This is a genomic window from Pseudoalteromonas sp. 11L1 (assembly GCF_055397545.1).
This window is the reverse complement of record NZ_AP041141.1, coordinates 59,393-80,313: the sequence shown is the minus strand read 5'-3', so window position 1 is coordinate 80,313 and position 20,921 is coordinate 59,393. Positions and strand designations below refer to the sequence as shown.

Sequence of the window (20,921 nt, the reverse complement as noted above, 5' to 3'; positions counted from 1 at the left end):
AGATAATATGTATCTAAAGCGTTACTGTTTTTTTATAGAATATAAATAAATAGCGCTTTTTTCGCCTTTTGTTAAGTGATTAGTTTAAATTATAGACATGTAAACGCAACATGCTGGTATTTATACCAAGATGCCTTTATCATTGCGCATGCTAAAGCATTGATATCGCGAGTTGATGTGGCGGCAACAAATGTGCTCTCGTGGTGAAATGGATATCACGTGGCCCTCCGGAGGCTGAGTTGTAGGTTCGATCCCTACCGAGAGCGCCATTTGCGTTTACTTTTTACTCCCCTTAAAAACCATTAAAGCTATTTAAACTAGCTTGCTATTTTTATTCTTCGTTAAATAATAACGCTTGTAGCAATCTAATTTACACCGTTAGGCGTATATTCAGTGCTGTGTTTTTAGTTTAGTATTAACAGTCGCAAGATTGTTAGTATTAATGATTTATTATTACCCTAAAATCAAAAGCTAGACTTTTATAGCCAAATAATGCTATTAAAGTAAATATCCCTTAATTATAGAACCCCTCACATTTATGTTAGTTACCTTACCTATATCAGAGCTCATTCCCGGCATGTACGTAAATAGCGTGACGAAGCAGCAGGAGAGTGTGGATGGTATAAAAATTAAAACCAGCGGTTTGGTACGTGATAAATCTATAATTCAGCGTTTAATCACTGAAGGAGTGCTAGAGCTTCTTATTGATTTTACGAAAAGTGATGTAGCTGTACCGGCTAAATATAAAGAAAAAGAAAAACCACAAGCCGCTGCTACAAATCAAGACAAGCCCGCCAGTAAAAAGCGAGTTGTCAGCTTGCAACAAGAGTTTGCCAAAGCCAGCGTTAGTTATGATGCCCACAACAGAAAACTACAAAGTATTTTTGGTGATTTAACCTCAGGTTTGTCTCTAAATACTGATGCGCTTAATGAGATAAGTAATGAAATAGTTAGCTCTGTATTTCGCAATGAACATGCTATGACTATTTTAACTCGCATAAAAGATAAACATAGCTATAACTGGCGTCATATGATCAATTGCACCATATTTACAGCGGTATTCGCTAAGTATTTAGGGTATAAACGCGAAGTGGTTCAGGAGCTTGCTATGGGGGCACTGATGCATGACTTAGGGCAGGCTAAATTACCTCAAGGAATATTCTCAAAGCCTGGCAAAGTTACGGGTAATGAGATGACGGCAATAAAAAAGCATGTTGCACAATGCTTAGGGTTATTAAAAGGTGAGAAAGGTATCACCACTTTAATGCTGGATATGATTGTAAATCATCATGAGCGCCTTGATGGTTCTGGTTATCCTCGAGGAGTCGATGACAGCAAAATAAGTCGTCCTGCTCGGATTTTAGCGATTGTTGACGTATACGATGCACTCACAGCAGACAGGCCGCATCAAGAAGGGGACGAGCCTATAAATGCACTGCGTTATTTGTTGGCAAACAAACAGCTATTTGATGCAGAGTTAGTACAGCTATTTATAAAGTGCTTAGGTGTTCACCCTGTGGGTACTATTGTTAAGTTAACCAATGAGCGTTTGGCCTTGGTCCTAGAGGGCAATCATTCAAACCCAATTAAACCTAAAGTTAAGCTTTTTTATAATGCAAAACATAACCATCATGTTACCGCAAAAGATATTGATTTGAGCTTAAATAATGATGAAGTAAAAATACAAGCAAGTGTAAAACCTGCTGATTATAAAATTAACTTGCCTCGACTTTTAAAAGAGCATCTACTGCTTTAGTCTTTTGGCATCGTCTTTTTCTGTTTGTTTTAGCAGAAATATACCCACCTAAAAAGCAATTACCCATTAACGTTATCCACAATAACGTACCTAATTCTACATGCAGTGCTAAGCAGCAAAAAACCAAAGAAATAATCGCCATACTAATGGCTGCTAACCAATAGTGATTGACTGGGTTGTCACATTTACCTGCCTGCGTACACGCGCAATAATTTGCTTTATAAAAAAAATAAACACTTATACCGCAAAAAATAAGCGCTGTAACAATAAGTAAAATGATCACTGTCTTCTCCCTTGGTGACTTTATTGGCAGTGTAAATTGCAACGCAAGCTAAGTCAATGCAAATGAGAATTAATAGCATTAGAGTATATACTCTAATACCATACTTCTGCTCCGATGAGTTTTAAATAGTTGTTAAAATGTAGTTAAAAAACGTGTTTTTTGGTATTTTTTAACGTTTTATTAGAGTTTTTTATAAAAAATTAAGGTAGTGTACGCGGGTTTGAAATCCTAATAACAACACACATAGCTATCCAAACAGTGAGTTTGGCTAAGGACACAACAATGAAATTTACTAAAACTCTTATTGCGGCATCGCTGGCATTTGTTTCAGCTGATACCTTTGCAGCGGCTTTTCAGCTTGCTGAACAAAACGTATCTGGTTTAGGCCGCGCATACGCAGGTGAAGCGTCTGTAGCAGACGATGCGTCTGTGGTTGCACGTAACCCAGCATTAATGACGTTGTTTAAAGAGAAGCAACTTAGTGTTGCAGCTATGGCTGTAATTCCTGACGTGAGCCTTGAAGGTACAGGTAATGTCTACGGTTTAGATAACAGCGTACTAGATGATGACAGCATCGCACCGAGCGCGATTATTCCTGCTGGTTATTTCACTATGCCAGTAAATGATAAAGTATCAGTTGGTTTTGGTGCATTTTCTAACTTTGGCTTAGCAACTGAGTTTAACGATGATTACGCAGCTGGCCAAATTGCCGGTGAAACTGAAATTGTTACGGTAAACATGAACGCAAGCGTTGCTTATAAAGTTTCAGAGCAGTTTAGCTTTGGTATTGGTTTAAATGCAATTTATGCAGAAGCGAAGATTATTCGTAAGTTTGGTGTTGTACCTCCAGTAAACCCTGCTATTGCATCTATTCCTGCAAGTGCTGATGCTGTTCACCTTGAAGGTGATGACATGGGTTACGGCTTAAACGTTGGTTTAATGTACCAATTAGATGAAAATAGCCGCTTTGGTTTTAATTACCGTACAGAAACAGATATTACTTTTGAAGGTGAGTACTCGAATGAACTACCTTCATTTATTCCAGGTGGGTTAAACGGTCAAGTTGAATTACCTGGCTCAGTTGAAATTACACTACCAGCAATTGCTGAGTTCTCTGGTTCTCACCAATTAGATAAAAAACTAGGTGTTCACTACAGCGTATTGTGGACAGGTTGGAGCAGCTTTGATTCATTAGAAGCACAAGTTACTGCACCTACAGGTGGTAAGTTCAGCGCGTTTGAAAAAACAGAAGATTTCTCTGATGCACTGCGCTACTCAATCGGTACTGATTACCAGTACAGTGAAAACTTAATGCTTCGTGCTGGTTTTGCGTTTGATGAATCACCAGTATCACAACAGCATTTATCAATTTCTATCCCTGATACAGACCGTTTTTGGTTCTCGTTTGGTGGTAACTATGCGATCGATGAAAACTCAAATGTTGATTTAGGTGTGAGCGTATTACGTGGTAAAACACAAAACTTTACTGAAAAAGTAGAAAGCGAAACACTACCACAGCAATGGTCTTTTGAATCAAAAGGTCATGCAGTATTGTTAGGTGCTCAGTATAACTACACATTCTAATTCTGCCTAGAGCCTAGAGCCTAGAGCCTAGAGCCTAGAGCCTAGAGCCTAGAGCCTAGAGCCTAGAGCTTAGACACAAAAAAGCCGCTTACTTCAAATGAAGTAAGCGGCTTTTTTATACTTATAAATTAACTGTTTACGAATGATATAAGCCACTCGTACTGGTTTAATTATAAGCTTTCTATTTTAACTTTTTGCTCTAGTAGCTTAGTTTTAGCATCGGTAAATTCAGCTAGCTTAGCATTTTCTTTAGCAAGTACCGCTTCAGGTGCATTGTTAACAAACTTTTCGTTAGCCAGTTTATTTTGCACTTGCGCTAGGCCTTTCTCTGCTTTTTCAAGTTGCTTGTTAATACGTGCAAGTTCCGCTTCCACATCAATTAAGCCCGCCATTGGGATCATAATTTCAAGGTTGCCAACATAAGAGGTTGCACACGCTGGGGCATCGTCTTTGTTTTCAAGTAGAGTAAATGCTTCAAGCTTAGCGAGTGACGCTAAAAACGATTCATTTTCGTTAATACGGCGTACATCGTCGCTCGATGCATTGGCTAATAATACTGATAGCGGCTTGCTTGGGCTGATATCCATTTCACCACGAATATTACGAATCGCTAAAATGAATTGTTTAACCCATTCTAAGTCATCCATCGCTTTAGCATCAACACTTGCTGCGTTATAAACAGGGAAGCCTTGAACCATAATGCTAGTGCCTGTTGTTTCAAGCCCTGCAAGTGGTGCTACACGTTGCCAAATCGTTTCTGTGATATAAGGCATCATTGGGTGCATTAAACGCAGTAAGCTTTCAAGTACAGTAATAAGTGTATGACGTGTACCACGTTGCTGAGCTTCATTGCCTTTAAATAGTACCGGCTTAGTAAGCTCTAGGTACCAATCACAAAACTGGTTCCAGGTGAATTCATACAGCGTGTTCGCCGCTAAATCAAAACGGTAGTTATCAAGGTGCTCAGTGTAGGTTTTAACCGTTGCTTCATATTGACCTAGAATCCAACGATCAGCTAACGAGTACTGCTTTTCGCTCTCGTTAAAGCCACAGTCTTGCTCTTCTGTGTTCATTAATACGTATCGGCTTGCGTTCCATAACTTGTTACAGAAGTTACGGTAGCCTTCAAGGCGGTTCATATCCCAGTTTATATCACGACCAGTTGAAGCCATGGCTGCTAAGGTAAAGCGTAGTGCGTCGGTACCGTGTGCTTCAATACCGTTTGCAAATACTTTGCGGGTATCTTTTTCAATTTTAGCGGCAAGTTTAGGCTGCATCATGTTACCAGTACGCTTTTGTACTAAGTCTTCAAGGCCAATGCCGTCAATCATGTCTAGTGGGTCAAGTACGTTACCTTTTGACTTAGACATTTTATCGCCGTTATCGTCACGTATTAAACCAGTTACATACACGGTTTTAAATGGAACTTGTGGTTTGCCGTTTTCATCTTTTATAAAGTGCAGCGTCATCATGATCATACGTGCAACCCAGAAGAAAATGATATCAAAACCGGTTACCAACACGTCAGATGGGTGGAAAGTTTTTAAGTCATCAGTATTTTCAGGCCAACCTTGGGTTGAGAACGTCCACAGTGCTGATGAGAACCAGGTATCAAGAACGTCTTCGTCTTGGCTTAGTGCTACGCTATCTGCAATATTGTTGTCGCGGCGTACTTCAGCTTCATCACGACCAACGTATACGTTGCCTTCGCTATCGTACCAAGCTGGAATACGGTGACCCCACCAAAGCTGACGTGAAATACACCAGTCTTGTACGTCATTCATCCACGAAAAGTACATGTTTTCGTATTGTTTAGGTACAAATTGAATGTCGCCGTTTTTAACTGCGTCTTTTGCAGGTTCAGCAAGTGGTGCAACACGTACATACCATTGGTCAGTAAGTAGTGGTTCAATAACAACACCAGAGCGGTCACCGTAAGGAACAGTTAGGCCGTGGTCTTCAATTTTTTCAAGTAAGCCAAGTTCTTCAAATTCAGCAACAATGGCTTTACGTGCGTCAAAACGGTCAAGGCCATGTAAGCGCTCAGGAATAGGCGCGTCAAATTCAAGTTCTTTGCCGTCAAAGGTGTATGTTTCACCTTGAGTTAAAATAGCCGCGTCTTTATCGAAGATATTAATCATCGGCATTTGATGACGTTTACCTACTTCGTTATCGTTAAAGTCGTGCGCAGGGGTTATTTTTACACAGCCTGTACCTTTGTCTTTATCGGCATGTTCATCGGCAACAATTTTAATACGACGATTAACGATTGGTAGTAAAATCTCTTTACCGATTAGGTCTTGGTAGCGCTCGTCATCTGGGTTTACTGCCACACCTGAGTCACCCAACATAGTTTCTGGGCGCGTAGTGGCTACAACAATGTAGTCTTTACCGTCTTGCGTTTTTACGCCATCAGCCAGTGGGTAACGTAAGTTCCACATATGGCCTTGTTTGTCTTTGTTTTCTACTTCAAGATCAGAAATCGCAGTGTGTAATTTTGGATCCCAGTTTACTAGGCGTTTACCACGGTAAATTAGGTTTTCTTTATGAAGGCGTACAAATACTTCTTTAACAGCTTCTGATAGGCCATCGTCCATAGTAAAACGTTCACGGTCCCAATCAACAGAAGCACCTAAGCGGCGAAGTTGTTTAGTGATTGTGCCACCAGACTCGTTTTTCCATTCCCAAATTTTATCGATAAATGTATCACGGCCTAAATCGTGGCGTGTTTTGCCTTCTTCTGCCGCAAGCTTTCGCTCTACTAGCATTTGCGTGGCAATACCTGCGTGGTCGGTACCTACTTGCCATAATGTATTATTACCTTGCATACGTTTAAAACGCGTTAAGGTATCCATGATGGTATCTTGGAAAGCGTGGCCCATGTGTAAGCTACCCGTGACATTTGGCGGCGGGATCATAATTGAATATGGGGTGCCTTGGCCTGATGGCTTAAAGTAGCCTTTTTGTTCCCAGTCTTGATAGAGAGATTGTTCAATATCTTGCGGATTGTAGGTTTTATCCATTACACAGAACCTTAAATAAGTACTTAAATGAGTTAGTTAGCTTTGTACGCAGTGAGCGTTAGCGATTAATATCTTGCGTGGTGATATTGGCACCGAGTTGGCGTAGTTTTTTAAAGCGCTCACGAGCGGCTTGTTTTGCTACGGGCTCTACGGGTACAAAATCAAAAACTTGGTTAAACCGACGAATAAAATCCGGTAAGTGATTGGCCAAGTTAATTAATACTTTACGATTACCAACAGGTGGTGTTGTGCCAATTTCTACGGGTGCGCCGCCTTTTGGGCCTTCACCTTGTAAATTGTGGGGCACAAAACTGTCGGCATCAAATGTCCAAATAGTTTCGTCAATGCTGTTGGCGGTTGCTTCGCTATCTACAAAAATAAATACGCGTTGACCAAGCCGATACTGTTGCCCAGCTATTTTAGCTGCTAAAGCAAAGTGATCATCGGCTTTAGCTAATGACTCATCTTGTTGCTTTAAAATGAAAAACTGGGCATTCATGTTCATTGTATCGGGATTTCCCATGACATTGATTGTGCTGTTATTAAATACACACACATTAAGAAGGGGATTTTGCCATATAACGGGGCTTGCTTCAATTAATACCCAATAAATAAGGCGCTTTAAAAGCGCCTTATTTTATACTCTATATTGGGCTGTGAAGCCTTATACAGGTTTGTTAGTCTTGGGTTGCTTCACTAATGCCTGCTCGGTTTAATAAATACTGAGTTAGCATAGGTACAGGGCGACCCGTTGCGCCTTTTTTAGCGCCGCTGCGCCATGCCGTACCCGCAATATCTAAATGAGCCCAGTTATACTTTTTGGTAAATTTAGATAAGAAACAGGCCGCTGTAATAGTACCTGCAGCTCGGCCACCTAAGTTAGTAAAGTCGGCAAATGGACTTTCTAGTTGATCTTGATAATCATCCCATAATGGCAGTTGCCATGCACGATCGCCACTTTGCTCTGACGCTTTTAATAAATCATGCGCTAGTGGATTATGGTTTGCTAATAAACCTGTAGCGTGGGCACCTAAAGCAACAATACACGCACCTGTTAATGTTGCCACATCAATCACGGTTTCTGGTTCAAAACGCTCTACATAGGTCAGCGCGTCACATAGCACTAAACGGCCTTCGGCATCAGTGTTAAGTACTTCAACCGTTTGCCCAGACATAGTGGTTAAAATATCACCTGGGCGATAGGCGTTCGAGCTTGGCATGTTTTCACAACCGGCTAAAACGCCAATTACGTTTATAGGTAGCTGCATTTGTGCAAGCGAGCACATAGCACCAATAACACCAGCAGCGCCACCCATGTCGTATTTCATTTCATCCATGCCTTCGCCTGGTTTTAATGAAATACCGCCTGAGTCAAAGGTTAAACCTTTACCAACTAACACGATAGGCGCTTGGTCATCGCCTGCGCCTTTGTAATTAATTACCGACATAACCGATTCGTTATCACTACCACGACCAACTGCTAGGTATGAGTTCATACCTAGCTCTGCCATTTTATCTTCGCCAATCAGCTCAACAGTGATGTTGTCAAAATTAGTCTCAAGTTCTTTGGCTTGCTCGCCAAGATACGCTGGATTACAAATATTAGGCGGCATATTAGCAACGTCTTTGCACAATTTGCTACCAGCAGCAATCGCTAGGCCATGCTCAATGGCACTTTCACCTATAGTCAGTTCGCGGCGCGTAGGGACGTTAAATACCATTTTACGCAGTGGACGACGAGGGTCTACTTTCTTACTTTTTAGCTGATTGAAGGTGTATAAACAGTCTTGGGTTGTTTCTACCGCTTGACGCACTTTCCAATAGGTATCACGGCCTTTAACGTGTTGCTCAGTTAAAAAGCACACTGCTTCCATCGAACCTGTTTCGTTTAAGGTGTTGATAGTTTTTGAAATAATTTGTTTATATTGTTTATCGTCTAGTTCGCGTTCTTTACCGCAGCCAACGAGTAGAATACGTTCGCTTAAAATATTGGGTACATGGTGTAATAGTAGTACTTGCCCAGGCTTACCTTCTAAGTCGCCACGGCGTAATAAATTTGAGATATAACCATCGCTGATTTTATCAAGTTGTTCACCAATGGGGGATAACCTGCGTGGTTCGTATACGCCAACAACAATACATGCACTGCGCTGTTTTTCTGGGCTACCACTTTTTACGTTGAATTCCATTGTCACTCCTGATTTTGAGTCATCTATAGAAGCTAAGTTGGGACTAAAAATGTGTTTTCTAGTCTTTTTACCTAAATTTTTAGGTCTAGCGCTAATATTAGTAGATTTTACTCGACTCTTACTGTGTATTTGAACTTTATATGCTTAAGGGTTACTAATGCAACATTATATCGTGATGTTAGGTAGGATAATTAATATTGATGGCTTATAATGTGTGCTTAATACTCATTTAAAATGAGTGAATTAACTCGTTCACTCATTGTTTTTTATTACTATATTGAAATTCCATGTTTAACAGGGGCGAATGTTGCTAATTTTCCGTTATTTGACCACTGAGGTTTTAAAATCGCAGGTCGCCGTATTTTTAACTTTAATGACCATATTTTTGTCGCAAAAGTTTGTTGTCATTCTTGGTGATGCCTCAGAAGGGAGTATCCCAGCAAAGCTTGTGTTTGCCATGATTGCGCTTAAATTACCGCAGTTAGCATCATTAATTTTGCCTCTGAGCTTATTTTTAGGGATTATTTTAGCTTATAGCCGTATTTACGCTGACAGTGAAATGACTGTACTTAAAGCCTGTGGCGTGAGTGAGTGGTATGTAGTGCGTATTACGCTAATTTCAAGTGTCATCCTAGCGTTATTGGCGGCGGTGCTTACCCTGTATATTGCACCGTGGGCAAGCGAACAAGAATACCAACTTAAAGAACAAGCCAAGGCTGATGCTGGTTTATCTGCACTTCGAGCTGGGCGTTTTCAGCAAACCGGTAACGAAAAAGCTGTGGTATTTATTCATAATATTGAAAATAGCGGCAAAGAGCTCAACAAAGTTTTTGTGGCACAACTCCCCGATAGCGAAAAAGGCGACTTAGCGCGATTAGTTTATGCAGAGCAAGGTGTTGTTATTGAAGCGCAAAATGGTGAGCAGCAGTTAGTACTTACTGATGGTAAACGTTACGAGACCGATGGCGAAGCGCCTTCACTTAACTTAACTGAGTTTGATGGCTACAGCGTACAAATTCGCGAACAAGAAATAGAACATCAACGTCGTAAGTTAGAAGCCGTGCCAACTCGTGAATTAATAACCATTAATACCCCAGAAGCAATTGCACAGTGGCAATGGCGTTTAGCTATTCCGTTATCTATTCCATTATTAACTTTACTTGCAGTACCCCTGAGCGTTGTTAATCCACGCCAAGGTAAATTTGCTAAATTAGTACCGGCTTTGAGCTTATATTTAGGGTATTTCATTTTACTTAATGCAGCTAAGTTTGCGGTAGAAGATGGTAAAATTCCGCCTTCTATTGGTCTGTGGTGGATTCACTTAAGTGCATTATTTATTGGTAGTTTATTAATTATTAGGGGTCGTCCATTAGGTGCTTGGCTGAAAGCTGTTGTTACTAAACGGGAGCAACACGTATGATGAAAACGCTTGATTGGTATTTAGGTCGCAGTATTATGCAAACCACTGGGTTTGCACTAATGGTGCTGGTGGGGATCAGTACTTTAATTAAATTTATAGAGCAACTTAAATCGGTTGGCCGTGGTAGTTACGATATTATGACCGCCTTGCTATATACCATTTATAGTATGCCCGGCGATTTAGTGGTGTTTTTCCCAATGGCAGCACTTATTGGTGGCTTAACTGGGTTAGGCGCTTTAGCTTCTAATAGTGAGTTGGTAGTAATGCAAGCCGCGGGTATGTCGCGTTTACAAATCATTGGCTCGGTAATGAAAACCGCAATTTTTATGGCGCTGTGCGTAATGGCGCTAGGTGAGTGGGGGGCGCCCGCTGCTCAGCTGCACGCTAAAGAAATGCGTAACCAAGCTATTCATGGTGGGGATGTATTTAATGCGCAAAAAGGCGTGTGGGCTAAAGACGGCAGTAATTTTATTAATATTGAAGATGTTGACCAAAATGGCATGCTCCGCGGCGTAAATATGTACCACTTCGATAAGTCGTTGCTACTTACACAAATTACTAAAGCAAAAGAAGCAGTAGGGCGTGATAATGGCTGGCTACTGCGCGATGTGAACAAAGTATTGATCAGTGAAGAGCTTATTACCACGGAGCAAGTTACTGAAGAGTTTTACCCATCTCAGCTTACCGGTGAAAAACTTGGCGTGGTTTCAGTAAAACCAGAGTCATTGTCGTTTTCAGGATTGTGGTCATATTTAGCTTATTTGCAGCAAAATGAGCAAGACACCAGTACCTATGATTTAGCACTATGGCGTAAATTAATGCAGCCAGTGTCTATTGCTGTGATGTTGTTAGTTGCCTTGTCGTTTATATTTGGTCCGCTGCGAACCGTAACTATGGGGGCACGAATTATTATGGGAGTTATAACGGGGATAGTGTTCCACCTAACCAACGAGATATTTGGCCCTGTGGTAATGGTATATCAAATTCCAGCGATTATAGGCGCCGTTCTGCCGAGCATTTTATTTACTGGGTTTGCAGCTTATTTAATGAATAAGCGGGTGTAGCTAGACTTAAAGCTTAAATAAAAAACGCGGCCTTTTTTAAAAGTGCCGCGTTTTTTATGCTTTAGCTTGAGGTTATACCAATTAGTTAGATTAAGTATTAATCTAGTTCGCGATAAACGCGTTTATTTTCTTCTTTGGTGAGCGTAACTACTTCGGTTTTTGATAAGTAATCTTGCAGTGCTTTTTTATTTTTAAAGTCGACTAATACCACTAAATTCCCTAAACCAAGTAATGCGCTGATACTGCGGATAATAGCTTGTGGCCAGCTAATTAAACTTCCTTGGTTGGTTTGTACTTTTAAGCGCCATGCTCGCATACCAATTGTTTGCCCACTTTTTGTCCAAAAATAACCAAAAAATACCAAGCCAACAAGCACCAGCAGCGAGCTGCGAATACCAGAAAGTAATAGTGAATCCTGAATACGTGCAGATACATCTTCAGCGCCATTAAGGGCAATAACATCAAGGGAAATAAGCCCTTGAATAGCAAATAAATACAATACCACCGTTAGCATCGCAAAAGCGATAATAGCTAATGTGTCGTACACCAATGACGCAAAACGACGCCAAAACCCTGCTCGTGGAAACTCAGCCGACATAAATATACTCTCACTGTTAATGTGCGCGATAGTTTAGCAAATAAGCCGTTAAATACTACCTATTACGCTACGTGCTTAACTCGGTATTGGCTCAAATGTTAATGGTTGCCTAAATGTTAAGCGGTCGATCACGCTTAATACATAAAACGCTTGCCGCTTTGCTCATTGTTTGTATAATGCTAGGCAATGAGATGGGAGAGGGTACATAATCTTTCACTCTTAAGTGGTTTTTCTTTATCTTCTCGTGTTAGAAGGTTAAAGAAAAATGATGCCAGCGTGATGAAATTGGTATACATGGGGGATTCAAAATCCCCTGCCGCAAGGCGTGCCGGTTCAAGTCCGGCCGCTGGTACCACTTTTTATAGCCCCGACCAAATTGGTTGGGGTTTTTTTATGCCTAAGATTTGAGTGGCCGGATTTTAATTACAAAAAATGTGTCCAACATTGCTACTTTTATAAGCAGTAGGTTTTGATCTAAACTTGGCCTGTAAACGTTTTGGTTTACCTAACCTTAATCTCTGCTTGAGATAGGTTTCTTATCCAGAACTAAGGTTAGATAGTAAACACAGGCCTGACTTTAATCGTATTTTTCATTGATATGAGTTAGCTAAGTTGTGCAATGTGTTTTGACTCGGGTATTATATACCTTAACCTCTTGTTGCGAATAAAACATCATGACTCAATCAACCGCAAAACAGAATATTCAAGCCATTGTAAAAGCGATTAAGGCTGAAGAAGCATTACTGCGTAAAAAACACCCGCTATTAATGCATCAAAATACCTTAGGAATGGCTATTTTACTACTTTCTTTGAGTGCATTAATCGGAATTGGCACGCTGTATTATTTTGCTATTATTCCCGCTTGGCTATGCATTATTTTAGCGGCCATTGCTACCTCAATTTCCCATGAGCTTGAGCATGACTTAATCCACAAACAGTACTTTAGCAACCAACCATTTTTGCATAATTTTATGATGTTAACCGTGTGGCTGATGCGTCCTAATACCATAAGCCCATGGTACCGTCGCAAGATGCATTTACATCATCACAAAACGTCGGGTACTGAGCAAGATTTAGAAGAGCGTTTGGTAGGTAATGGTATTAAAAATCCGTTTTTACGTGCCTTGGTAATTGTTGATGGATTACTCGGTTTATTAATTAATGCAAAACGTTTTAGTAAAGAAATTAATGGGTTTAGCTTCTTTAAAGTGTTTAATGCAGGTTTTCCCATTACTACTGCATATTTCGCCATTTTATATAGCGTAATTGTGTTTCACTTAGTTAATTTGTTCACTCCACTGGCTGCTAATTCACCTGTATTGCTGCTTGATGCAATGAATGTGTTTGAATTTCTAATGGTGGTGCTGATTGTGCCTAATATTGTGCGTTCGAGCTCACTTAATTTTGTTACTTCAAGTATGCATTATTACGGCGGTGTTAATAATATGCTTGAACAAACTCACGTCATCACCAGCCGTTTGTTTATGCCATTTAATTTATTTTGCTTTAACTTTGGGCATACTCATACTATTCATCATTTTGTGCCGAATCAGCCGTTTTATTTACGACAAATGATCAGTAAAAAAATCCTTGAAGTGATGCGCCAACACGGCGTGCGTTTTAATGATTTTGCCAGTATAAAACAAGCGAATTTGTATCAATCATAATGTTAATTTTTATCCAATTATCAATTGATGCTTTGTTAATATTGCCTAGTCTAATGCTAGGCAATGCCTCTAGTAATATCAGGTAAAGTCCATAAAACCGTTTCAAATACCTAGGGTCTACTGACCTTTGCGGATTGAGATTCGTTAAAACTAGAGCAATTCAATCGCGATACGAGGTTTGTAACCTTGTGGGTTCGATAACTGCTCCTGCGTTATTCTACTGGCTTACATCCCTGTAAAAATAAGTGAAAAACGAGCAAAGCTTCCTCGTCTTGCTCATGTTCCTTACCTATACCCATTCAGGCAACAAAGAGTAAATCGCCTCTTAGCATGGCCTTTGGAACAGCTGAAAATTCAACCTTAAAAGATCATCAGAACTTAGTTAATTCATTACTTAAATACATTTTAACTTAGTGCTCAATTGCTCCTACTCAGTGCTTCGCTATGTAATTTAATATCAATTTTTTAATTACTTATTTTTAAAGTTATGGCTTGCCTTATACTCGATTTTTTAACCTTATATTTTTAAGTTATGAATAAAGAAGCACGTTAATCGAATTGAAATATTTCTGTAATATTTAGGTGTTCTAATGCGCTCTGAAACAAAAACGTCATCAAAATGCCATAATCGGCAAGACAAAAATTGAGATTTAAACATGAGTGAATCAAAGCGCAATACGCTATTAATAAAAACGCTTAACTGGGCTGCTATCGCCTTTTTAGTTTATTTAGTCCTAGTAGCCGTTGGCACTGTCAGTGGTGGTTTTAAATTAGCGTCGGGCGGTACTGAGGGAGCAAAAGAAATTTTTGCATTCGCAACTAACCCGTTTATTGCATTATTATTAGGTGCTTTGGCAACGGCTTTAGTGCAATCGTCATCAACGGTTACCTCAGTAATAGTGGGCCTTGTTGCTGGCGGTTTACCGTTAAGTATTGCTATTCCAATGGTGATGGGTGCAAATATTGGTACGACTATTACTAACACCTTAGTGTCTATTGGTCATATTCGCTCTAAAGAAGAGTTTCAACGTGCGTTTGCAGCATCAACGGTTCATGATTTCTTTAATTTATTTGCCGTTATTATATTTTTACCACTTGAGATAATGTTTGGTTTACTGCAAAAAATGTCTGCTGCGCTGTCGCACCTATTTATTGGTGATGCTGACTTATCATTAAAGAGCTACAACTTTATTAAACCACTTGTTAAGCCTGCTGTGGGTGTAATAAAAGACGCATTTAGCTTCCTAGACACAAAAATGCTAGGTGCAGCGATGGTTATAGCAGGTATTTGTTTGATTTTATTTGCCGTAACTACACTAGGTAAACTACTTAAAAAAGCGTTAGTTGGCACTGCAAAAGATATACTGCATGGTGCAATTGGGCGTGGGCCTATCGCAGGTATCACATCAGGTGCGGCGGTAACTGTTATGGTTCAGTCGTCATCTACTACAACGAGTTTAATGATCCCACTTGCGGGAAGTGGTGTGTTTACTACACGTCAAATCTATCCATTTACGCTAGGCGCTAATATTGGTACAACCATTACCGCTCTATTAGCTGCCACATCAATTACAGGGCCTATGGCTGAAGTGGCGCTAACGATTGCGTTAGTACACGTTATGTTTAATGTATTTGCGGTTGCACTAATTTACGGAATTCCTGTACTACGTGAAATACCGATTAAGTTGGCTGAAAAGTTAGCCGAAATTGGTACAAATAATAAATCGGCTGCATTAGGCTATGTGTTAGGGTCGTTCTTTGTGGTGCCAGGTTTAATTGTACTGGCCGTTAGATAAACAAATAAATGAATAAAAAGAATGCGCTATATAGTTTATATAGCGCATTTTTTGTTTTACCACTGGTAACTTACAGACAACATGGCATTACGCGGTTTTCCTGGGAAGTAACGATCGCCAGTAAAACCAGTGTAATCGGCGCGCTGTGCGTAAGCCGTGTTGGTTAGATTTATTATTCGCGCACTCAGTAATAGCTGTGGGCTTATTTGCCATTGGCCGCGTAAGCTTAAAATATCGTGACCTTGATATTCATGTAAGTTTTCAGGGTCGGTAAAATAGCGACTCACATAGTGCCATTGCAGAGCAAGGTTAACACGCTCGTTGGCTTGCCAGTTAAAATCGATATTAGCGACCTTTCGAGGTGCGGTATCAATATCGTTACCTTTAATATTAATACTGCCGATGATTTGCTCATTCGAGTACGTATGCTTGGCATAAGTGCCTGCGAAGTTAACCGATAAGTGCTGATTAAAGCTATGCGCTAACTCAAGCTCAATGCCGCGATGTCGAGTTTGGCCGTCATTAACAGTAAAAAAGTCACTGTCACGGTAGATGGTATTGTGCTTGCTCATCGCATAAGCCGACAAACCGTAGCGAGTATTGTTGTACACCCCTTTAATACCTAACTCAGCATTATTTGCTATTTCTGCGTCTAAGTCGGCAGTACTTTGCTCGCGTTGTAATTGATAAAGCTCAGCTGCTTGTGGGGCTCTATAGCCTCTTGAAAAGTTAGCGTATAATGTATTATTAATATTAAGCTGATAGCTCACACCGAGTTTTGGCGAAAGATTACTAAAGCTGTTTTTAGTGCTCTCTGGGCGACTATAACGACAGCCACCAAAACCACATTCACTGCCATTTTCTTTTGTACGCCCTGTAAGCATATTGTTTTGATAGTCATATTGCATATGCTCATAACGTAGACCTGCAGTTATAAGCCAATTATTTAGCTGCCAATCAATAGCGGCAAATGGGGCATATAAGGTGGCATCGACTTGGTAATCGTAATGTTTACCTTGCGGCACTGTGGCCACTAAAAACGCAGAACCTTGAGTCGGTTTATCTTGGGTTTGTAAAAAATCGGCTTGGGTAAACTCACCATCAAAACCAAGCTTTAGGTTGGTATTGTCGTTCACATAATGCTGATAAAGCGATTGTAGCCCAAACCCAGTTTGGCTATTTTTTTCAAGTGGTGTGCCGGGTAAAAAGTGTTTAAAAAAGTCCATACTTTGGTCACGAATATAAGGAGTAACAACTAGAGTGTTCTCTCCTAATTGCCAGCTTGCTTTACTCCAAGCCCTAAGCGAGCGAGCTTTTCTAAAGGCGTCGGGATCAAAGTTTTGCTGTGCTATATCTTCATCTTTATAGCTTTGAAAACCGCTAATATAACCAGCAGTTTGTTGATCTAAATTGGTATACGTAAGCCCAGAAACTAAGCTTAGGTTGTTATTATTATAGCGATGGCGCACATTTATTTTTTGTTGCTTTACGCTTTCGTCATCTCGATAACCGCTATCATCAGTAAAACTAGCATTAATACCTAGGCCTGAATTATCCATGGCATGACCTGCACGTAATTTATAGCGAGCATAACCATAAGAGCCATAATCAAAGCCTAGTAAACCAGCACCTTGCGTAGTATCAGGGGTAATAACGTTAATTACACCATGCACTGCATTAGAACCATAAAGTGCAGAACCTGGGCCTTTTAATACTTCAATACGCTCTGCCATTTCGCTATGTGCTTCGAATAGTTCATTGATATTACAAAAACCAGCTGCACGAAGAGCTATGCCATCTTCTGCGGTTAAAACACCACCACAAGCGCCCGTTCCAGAAAGTACTTGCGAGCGCAGAGCCGGTAAATACTCTTGGCCATTTCCACGTTGGACATTGGCACCTGCAACGCGTTGTAGCGCTTCCTCTACATGGGTAGGAGCTATAAGCTCAAGCTGTGATTCACTTAATACACTGATCACCAGAGGTAATGGCGTGGAAAGCGCTTCACTACGCGATGCTGTGGTGGTGATACGTTCAATTGATTGCGCGGTATCTTCAGCACACGCACTATTAATTAAACCTAACTGACTGCATAACAATAACGGGGGTAAATAGTAATATTTCATAAATTCCTAGCACATCGGCAATTTGATAAGTTTAGGGTAGGGGATTTTGTGAATTGGTTAAAGCACACTCAACCTATAAACCCGATAAGTAATCGATAAAACAATACAAAAAATGCCCGGAAAAACTAAAGTGAGCACTGAGTAATGTTTAAATAGTAATACACCTACCACTCCGCCGGCTAAAAACCCGGCAATAATTAATACAAAGACCAAGCATTTTCTACTGTCAAAAGCTTCTCCTTTTAGGGCTTTACCAAACATCAAACCCAGATCGGTAAAAATACCGGTTAAGTGAGTAGTTCGCACAACTGCGCCGCTGTAGTTAGTGGCTAAAGCATTTTGTAAGCCGCAGGCCGCAGAAGCAAGTGTAAGTGCGTAAGGGTAAGAATATTGAAGTAGCTGTGCGCTTAACAGCAGTAAAATACCCTCAATAAATAAGAGCGTATCGTAATGGCGGCCTAGCTTAAGTGAACCGCCTGAAAGCATTAAGCCTGTTAATGCCGAGCCAAATATAAAGCTCAGTACAATCGCAATTAAAAATAACGCCGCCTTGATGTTGGTAGTAAGTTCAATAGCTAATGAAGTCACCGACCCTGAAACGTGAGAAATTGCTTGCTGTTCAAACCCTAATAAACCTACTGCGTTTACCATACCGGCAATAAAAGCGAGGGTAAACGCACCATATTCGACCCACTTAGGTAGTTTTGTAAACATCCTTTTAGCTCCGGTTTCAGTGTGTAGATTAATCATACACTTAATTAAAGTTAATAAATGAAAAGAGGTTATATTTTTAACATCACAAGCAAGTGATGATCGCTAAATTTAACTTTTGCGTATCAACCAAATTTGGAATTAATATGTTTAACCAAGAACAGCAATCACGCATTATAGAAATGGCATGGGAAGACAGAACGCCATTTGAAGCCATTGAAAATCTGTATGGGCTAAATTACTCTCAATTAGTTAATTTTATGCGGGAGCATATCTCTAGCGGGTCATTTAAAGTATGGCGTAAGCGCCATGCTGGGCGTAAAACTAAACACCTAAAGTTACGCGACCCCGCGATTATGCGCAGTCATTGTAAAACACAGTACAAGCAACGTTAATTTTTCTCATTTCATGTAATGTTCAGGCTTAGCCGTTAATACTCTTCAGTAATGATCACACTGGAGAATCGCCATGAAATCACTAATCAGTATTTTAGTAATGGTTTTTGCGCTAACGGCAACAAACGCATTTGCTGTACTACACAAAGACAAACATGCAGGCAAGCATGCGAATAAACACGCAAACAAGCATCACTGGAAAAAGCAAAAATATAACCAATACAATAATAAAAAATGGCTTTCTAAGAAACAAGCCAAGCAGTTAATTCGTCAAGGGTGGACTCCACCAGGGTGGCACAGATCTTATCATCAAGGTGATATCCTTGGGCATGACATTTATAAGCGTGCTAGAGTAATAGACCGAGAAAGAGACACAGTGCGAGTTGAAGTTGATCGCACTATTATTCACTTAGTGCACGATACTCGTGAAATACTCTCTATTTTACAGCGCTATTAGGATTTATAAATGCTCACTGTATTGGTCATAGTTACTGGCTTGTTGTTATTAATAACGTTATTACCCCTGTCATACAGTCAGCATTACTTGATACGTAGTTGCGACTTTGTGCGCTTGCAGGTGTGTTACCTAGCAAGCGCTGTAATTATCGTTGCACTAATAGGTATGTGGCAAAGTGACTTTATTGCATACTCATTAATAGCGGCTGTTGCTTTAATTATTTGTGTGCTTCAAGCTAAGTGGATTTATCCCTACACTTGGTTTGCTAAAAAAGAAGTATTAACAGCGCCAAAAAGTAGTGATCATAGCATCAGAATTTTATCCGCTAATGTACTGATGTCGAATCGACATAGTGAGCAGTTAATTAACTTAGTCGATAAATATCAGCCCGATTTACTTATCACCTTAGAAAGCGATAGTTGGTGGCAAGATAAATTGTCCGTGCTTAAAAAAAACTACCCTTATCAAGTACAGTGCCCAAAAGATAACCGCTACGGCATGCATGTATTTAGTAAATTTAACATACTCGATGCACAAATTTGTGCACTTATAGAAGATGACATTCCTTCTATTCATATTTTATTTGAAAACCACCAAGGGTTAAAAATGCAGGGGCATTTTATTCATCCCGCGCCACCAAGCCCAACCGAAGAAGATTCATCACGCCCGCGCGATAGCGAATTAATAATGGTGGCTAAAGCTCTTAAAGATTCAACTCGGCCTACGATAGTCGCTGGCGATTTAAATGATGTTGCTTGGTCACGCAGTACTCGTTTATTTATGCAAATTAGTGGATTTTTAGACCCCCGTAAAGGCCGTGGTTTTTTTAATACTTTTCATGCTAATTACTTTTTTATGCGTTGGCCGCTTGATCATTTGTTTCATTCAAAAGGCTTTAGTGTAAAACGGATAAAGCGCCTTGCTAAATATGGCTCCGATCATTTTGCCTTACTAACCGAACTGGTATTTGAAGATGCTAATCAGCAATCCCTAGAAACAAAACCAAGTGAGCAAAAGCAGCAAGATATACAAGAGCTGGCAATGAGCAAAGCAGATAAACGCAAAGTACCTATGTTTGAAAAGGGCTAGGTATAGTAAATGTATTAGGTTAAAGGTTTTAGGCTAAAGAGAAAGTTAATACATTACGATAGTGCTTTTAAGTTTGCGAAGTTTTCGTAGCAAATTATTTAGTTTAGCGTTAATTAACAAAGAGATTCATTATGTTTAATAAAATTATCGACTTTTGGTTTACCGAGCTTGAGCCTAAACAGTGGTGGCAAAAAGACGATAGGCTTGATGCACAAATTAAAACTCGCTTTGGTAAATTGCATCATCAAGCAAGTGTAAATGAGTTATTTGATTGGCGTGAAAGCGCGACAGGTAGTCTTGCGGAAATTATTGTGCTTGATCAGTTTTCACGTAATATTTACCGTGAAAAACCCGCAGCATTTGCCTGTGATACATTAGCTCTAGCGTTAGCACAAACTGCTATTGCTAAAGGGTTTGATAAGAAATTGACGGATGAACAACGCGTATTTTTGTATATGCCTTTTATGCACAGCGAATCAAAGCTAATTCATAAGGAAGCAGTCCAGCTATTTAAGGCGTTAGGTATTCAAAATAACTTAGATTTTGAGTATCAGCATAAGGCGATTATCGATAGATTTAATCGTTATCCGCATCGTAATAAGATACTGGGGCGGGAGTCTACAAAAGAAGAACTTGAGTTTTTAAAACAGCCTAACTCAGGTTTTTAAATTCATCAGACAATAAAACACCGCGCTTGCAACAAGCGCGGTGTTTACTTTTACTAACCTGATACCTGATACCTGATACCTGATACCTGATACCT

General features: G+C 40.1%; 17 protein-coding genes and 2 tRNA genes. 12 read left to right on the top strand and 7 right to left on the bottom strand.

All coding sequences use genetic code 11. The annotated features are described in order from the left end of the window. The first annotated feature begins 194 nt into the window (after positions 1-194). Both ACZ5WS_RS00350 and ACZ5WS_RS00345 read left to right on the top strand, forming a co-directional pair. Positions 195-269, top strand: a tRNA-Arg gene (locus ACZ5WS_RS00350). 269 nt (positions 270-538) lie between these two features. Continuing rightward, positions 539-1,756: an HD-GYP domain-containing protein gene (locus ACZ5WS_RS00345; RefSeq protein ID WP_138605245.1), complete on the top strand. Its 1,218-nt coding sequence runs from the start codon at positions 539-541 to the stop codon at positions 1,754-1,756. On the opposite strand, the gene ACZ5WS_RS00340 is transcribed toward ACZ5WS_RS00345, so the two are convergent. Continuing rightward, entirely contained in the window at positions 1,716-2,039 is a 324-nt protein-coding gene (locus tag ACZ5WS_RS00340; protein ID WP_138605244.1) for a hypothetical protein, read from the bottom strand. The genes ACZ5WS_RS00345 and ACZ5WS_RS00340 overlap by 41 nt on opposite strands. A gap of 282 nt (positions 2,040-2,321) precedes the next feature. On the opposite strand from ACZ5WS_RS00340, the gene ACZ5WS_RS00335 reads away from it, so the two are divergent. Then, the gene (locus ACZ5WS_RS00335; protein WP_138605243.1) at positions 2,322-3,623 is read left to right on the top strand and encodes an outer membrane protein transport protein; all 1,302 of its coding nucleotides are present in this window, start codon (positions 2,322-2,324) and stop codon (positions 3,621-3,623) included. Between the two features lie 170 nt (positions 3,624-3,793). On the opposite strand, the gene ACZ5WS_RS00330 is transcribed toward ACZ5WS_RS00335, so the two are convergent. The 3 genes from ACZ5WS_RS00330 to pepA all read right to left on the bottom strand — a co-directional run bounded on the left by ACZ5WS_RS00330 (position 3,794) and on the right by pepA (position 8,835). Continuing rightward, positions 3,794-6,646 (bottom strand): valine--tRNA ligase, encoded by a 2,853-nt coding sequence (locus ACZ5WS_RS00330; RefSeq protein ID WP_464709874.1) that lies wholly within the window; start codon positions 6,644-6,646, stop codon positions 3,794-3,796. Between the two features lie 58 nt (positions 6,647-6,704). After that, on the bottom strand, positions 6,705-7,151 hold the full coding sequence (locus tag ACZ5WS_RS00325; protein ID WP_138605241.1) for a DNA polymerase III subunit chi: 447 nt from the start codon (positions 7,149-7,151) through the stop codon (positions 6,705-6,707). 172 nt (positions 7,152-7,323) lie between these two features. Further along, positions 7,324-8,835 carry a leucyl aminopeptidase gene (pepA, locus tag ACZ5WS_RS00320; RefSeq protein WP_464709871.1) on the bottom strand — a complete coding sequence of 504 codons (1,512 nt, stop codon included), beginning with the start codon at positions 8,833-8,835 and terminating at the stop codon, positions 7,324-7,326. Positions 8,836-9,142: 307 nt separating this feature from the next. Here pepA and lptF point away from each other — a divergent pair, with 307 nt between their 5' ends. Both lptF and lptG read left to right on the top strand, forming a co-directional pair. After that, positions 9,143-10,255 carry an LPS export ABC transporter permease LptF gene (lptF, locus tag ACZ5WS_RS00315; protein WP_138605259.1) on the top strand — a complete coding sequence of 371 codons (1,113 nt, stop codon included), beginning with the start codon at positions 9,143-9,145 and terminating at the stop codon, positions 10,253-10,255. After that, a complete protein-coding gene (gene lptG / locus ACZ5WS_RS00310) occupies positions 10,252-11,319 on the top strand; it encodes an LPS export ABC transporter permease LptG (RefSeq protein ID WP_198522011.1) in 1,068 nt (355 codons plus the stop codon). Before lptF ends, lptG begins: the two co-directional genes overlap by 4 nt. A gap of 97 nt (positions 11,320-11,416) precedes the next feature. Here the strand turns inward: lptG and ACZ5WS_RS00305 are convergent, their stop codons facing one another. Beyond that, complete coding sequence (locus ACZ5WS_RS00305) at positions 11,417-11,917, bottom strand: RDD family protein (protein ID WP_138571397.1); 501 nt, start codon at positions 11,915-11,917, stop codon at positions 11,417-11,419. Positions 11,918-12,187: 270 nt separating this feature from the next. Here ACZ5WS_RS00305 and ACZ5WS_RS00300 point away from each other — a divergent pair. From ACZ5WS_RS00300 to ACZ5WS_RS00290, 3 genes are all read left to right on the top strand, one after another. After that, positions 12,188-12,272: transfer RNA gene (locus tag ACZ5WS_RS00300), tRNA-Leu, on the top strand. A gap of 319 nt (positions 12,273-12,591) precedes the next feature. Continuing rightward, a complete protein-coding gene (locus ACZ5WS_RS00295; RefSeq protein ID WP_464709867.1) occupies positions 12,592-13,584 on the top strand; it encodes a fatty acid desaturase in 993 nt (330 codons plus the stop codon). A 656-nt stretch (positions 13,585-14,240) separates the two neighbouring features. After that, positions 14,241-15,380, top strand: coding sequence for a Na/Pi symporter (locus ACZ5WS_RS00290; protein ID WP_076919317.1), 1,140 nt, complete (start codon positions 14,241-14,243; stop codon positions 15,378-15,380). Positions 15,381-15,436: 56 nt separating this feature from the next. On the opposite strand, the gene ACZ5WS_RS00285 is transcribed toward ACZ5WS_RS00290, so the two are convergent. Both ACZ5WS_RS00285 and ACZ5WS_RS00280 read right to left on the bottom strand, forming a co-directional pair. Next, positions 15,437-17,506, bottom strand: coding sequence for a TonB-dependent receptor (locus tag ACZ5WS_RS00285; protein ID WP_464709862.1), 2,070 nt, complete (start codon positions 17,504-17,506; stop codon positions 15,437-15,439). Positions 17,507-17,563: 57 nt separating this feature from the next. Continuing rightward, entirely contained in the window at positions 17,564-18,220 is a 657-nt protein-coding gene (locus ACZ5WS_RS00280; protein WP_464709860.1) for a YoaK family protein, read from the bottom strand. Positions 18,221-18,363: 143 nt separating this feature from the next. On the opposite strand from ACZ5WS_RS00280, the gene ACZ5WS_RS00275 reads away from it, so the two are divergent. From ACZ5WS_RS00275 to ACZ5WS_RS00260, 4 genes are all read left to right on the top strand, one after another. Further along, positions 18,364-18,612, top strand: coding sequence for a TIGR03643 family protein (locus tag ACZ5WS_RS00275; RefSeq protein WP_041708743.1), 249 nt, complete (start codon positions 18,364-18,366; stop codon positions 18,610-18,612). A 73-nt stretch (positions 18,613-18,685) separates the two neighbouring features. Then, positions 18,686-19,069, top strand: a complete 384-nt coding sequence (locus ACZ5WS_RS00270) for a hypothetical protein (RefSeq protein ID WP_464709852.1) — start codon at positions 18,686-18,688, stop codon at positions 19,067-19,069. Positions 19,070-19,078: 9 nt separating this feature from the next. After that, positions 19,079-20,158 (top strand): endonuclease/exonuclease/phosphatase family protein, encoded by a 1,080-nt coding sequence (locus ACZ5WS_RS00265; RefSeq protein ID WP_464709849.1) that lies wholly within the window; start codon positions 19,079-19,081, stop codon positions 20,156-20,158. Positions 20,159-20,289: 131 nt separating this feature from the next. Continuing rightward, complete coding sequence (locus ACZ5WS_RS00260) at positions 20,290-20,826, top strand: DUF924 family protein (protein WP_464709846.1); 537 nt, start codon at positions 20,290-20,292, stop codon at positions 20,824-20,826. The last annotated feature ends 95 nt before the right edge of the window (positions 20,827-20,921 follow it).

What these genes read in the sequence shown, in the direction of transcription:
- ACZ5WS_RS00325 (WP_138605241.1), bottom strand. Translation starts at nt 7,151, where the DNA reads ATGAACATGAATGCCCAGTTTTTCATTTTAAAGCAACAAGATGAGTCA.
- ACZ5WS_RS00275 (WP_041708743.1), top strand. Translation starts at nt 18,364, where the DNA reads ATGTTTAACCAAGAACAGCAATCACGCATTATAGAAATGGCATGGGAA.
- ACZ5WS_RS00295 (WP_464709867.1), top strand. Translation starts at nt 12,592, where the DNA reads ATGACTCAATCAACCGCAAAACAGAATATTCAAGCCATTGTAAAAGCG.
- ACZ5WS_RS00280 (WP_464709860.1), bottom strand. Translation starts at nt 18,220, where the DNA reads ATGTTTACAAAACTACCTAAGTGGGTCGAATATGGTGCGTTTACCCTC.
- ACZ5WS_RS00335 (WP_138605243.1), top strand. Translation starts at nt 2,322, where the DNA reads ATGAAATTTACTAAAACTCTTATTGCGGCATCGCTGGCATTTGTTTCA.
- ACZ5WS_RS00345 (WP_138605245.1), top strand. Translation starts at nt 539, where the DNA reads ATGTTAGTTACCTTACCTATATCAGAGCTCATTCCCGGCATGTACGTA.
- ACZ5WS_RS00260 (WP_464709846.1), top strand. Translation starts at nt 20,290, where the DNA reads ATGTTTAATAAAATTATCGACTTTTGGTTTACCGAGCTTGAGCCTAAA.
- ACZ5WS_RS00290 (WP_076919317.1), top strand. Translation starts at nt 14,241, where the DNA reads ATGAGTGAATCAAAGCGCAATACGCTATTAATAAAAACGCTTAACTGG.
- ACZ5WS_RS00270 (WP_464709852.1), top strand. Translation starts at nt 18,686, where the DNA reads ATGAAATCACTAATCAGTATTTTAGTAATGGTTTTTGCGCTAACGGCA.
- ACZ5WS_RS00330 (WP_464709874.1), bottom strand. Translation starts at nt 6,646, where the DNA reads ATGGATAAAACCTACAATCCGCAAGATATTGAACAATCTCTCTATCAA.
- ACZ5WS_RS00285 (WP_464709862.1), bottom strand. Translation starts at nt 17,506, where the DNA reads ATGAAATATTACTATTTACCCCCGTTATTGTTATGCAGTCAGTTAGGT.
- ACZ5WS_RS00305 (WP_138571397.1), bottom strand. Translation starts at nt 11,917, where the DNA reads ATGTCGGCTGAGTTTCCACGAGCAGGGTTTTGGCGTCGTTTTGCGTCA.
- ACZ5WS_RS00265 (WP_464709849.1), top strand. Translation starts at nt 19,079, where the DNA reads ATGCTCACTGTATTGGTCATAGTTACTGGCTTGTTGTTATTAATAACG.
- pepA (WP_464709871.1), bottom strand. Translation starts at nt 8,835, where the DNA reads ATGGAATTCAACGTAAAAAGTGGTAGCCCAGAAAAACAGCGCAGTGCA.
- lptG (WP_198522011.1), top strand. Translation starts at nt 10,252, where the DNA reads ATGATGAAAACGCTTGATTGGTATTTAGGTCGCAGTATTATGCAAACC.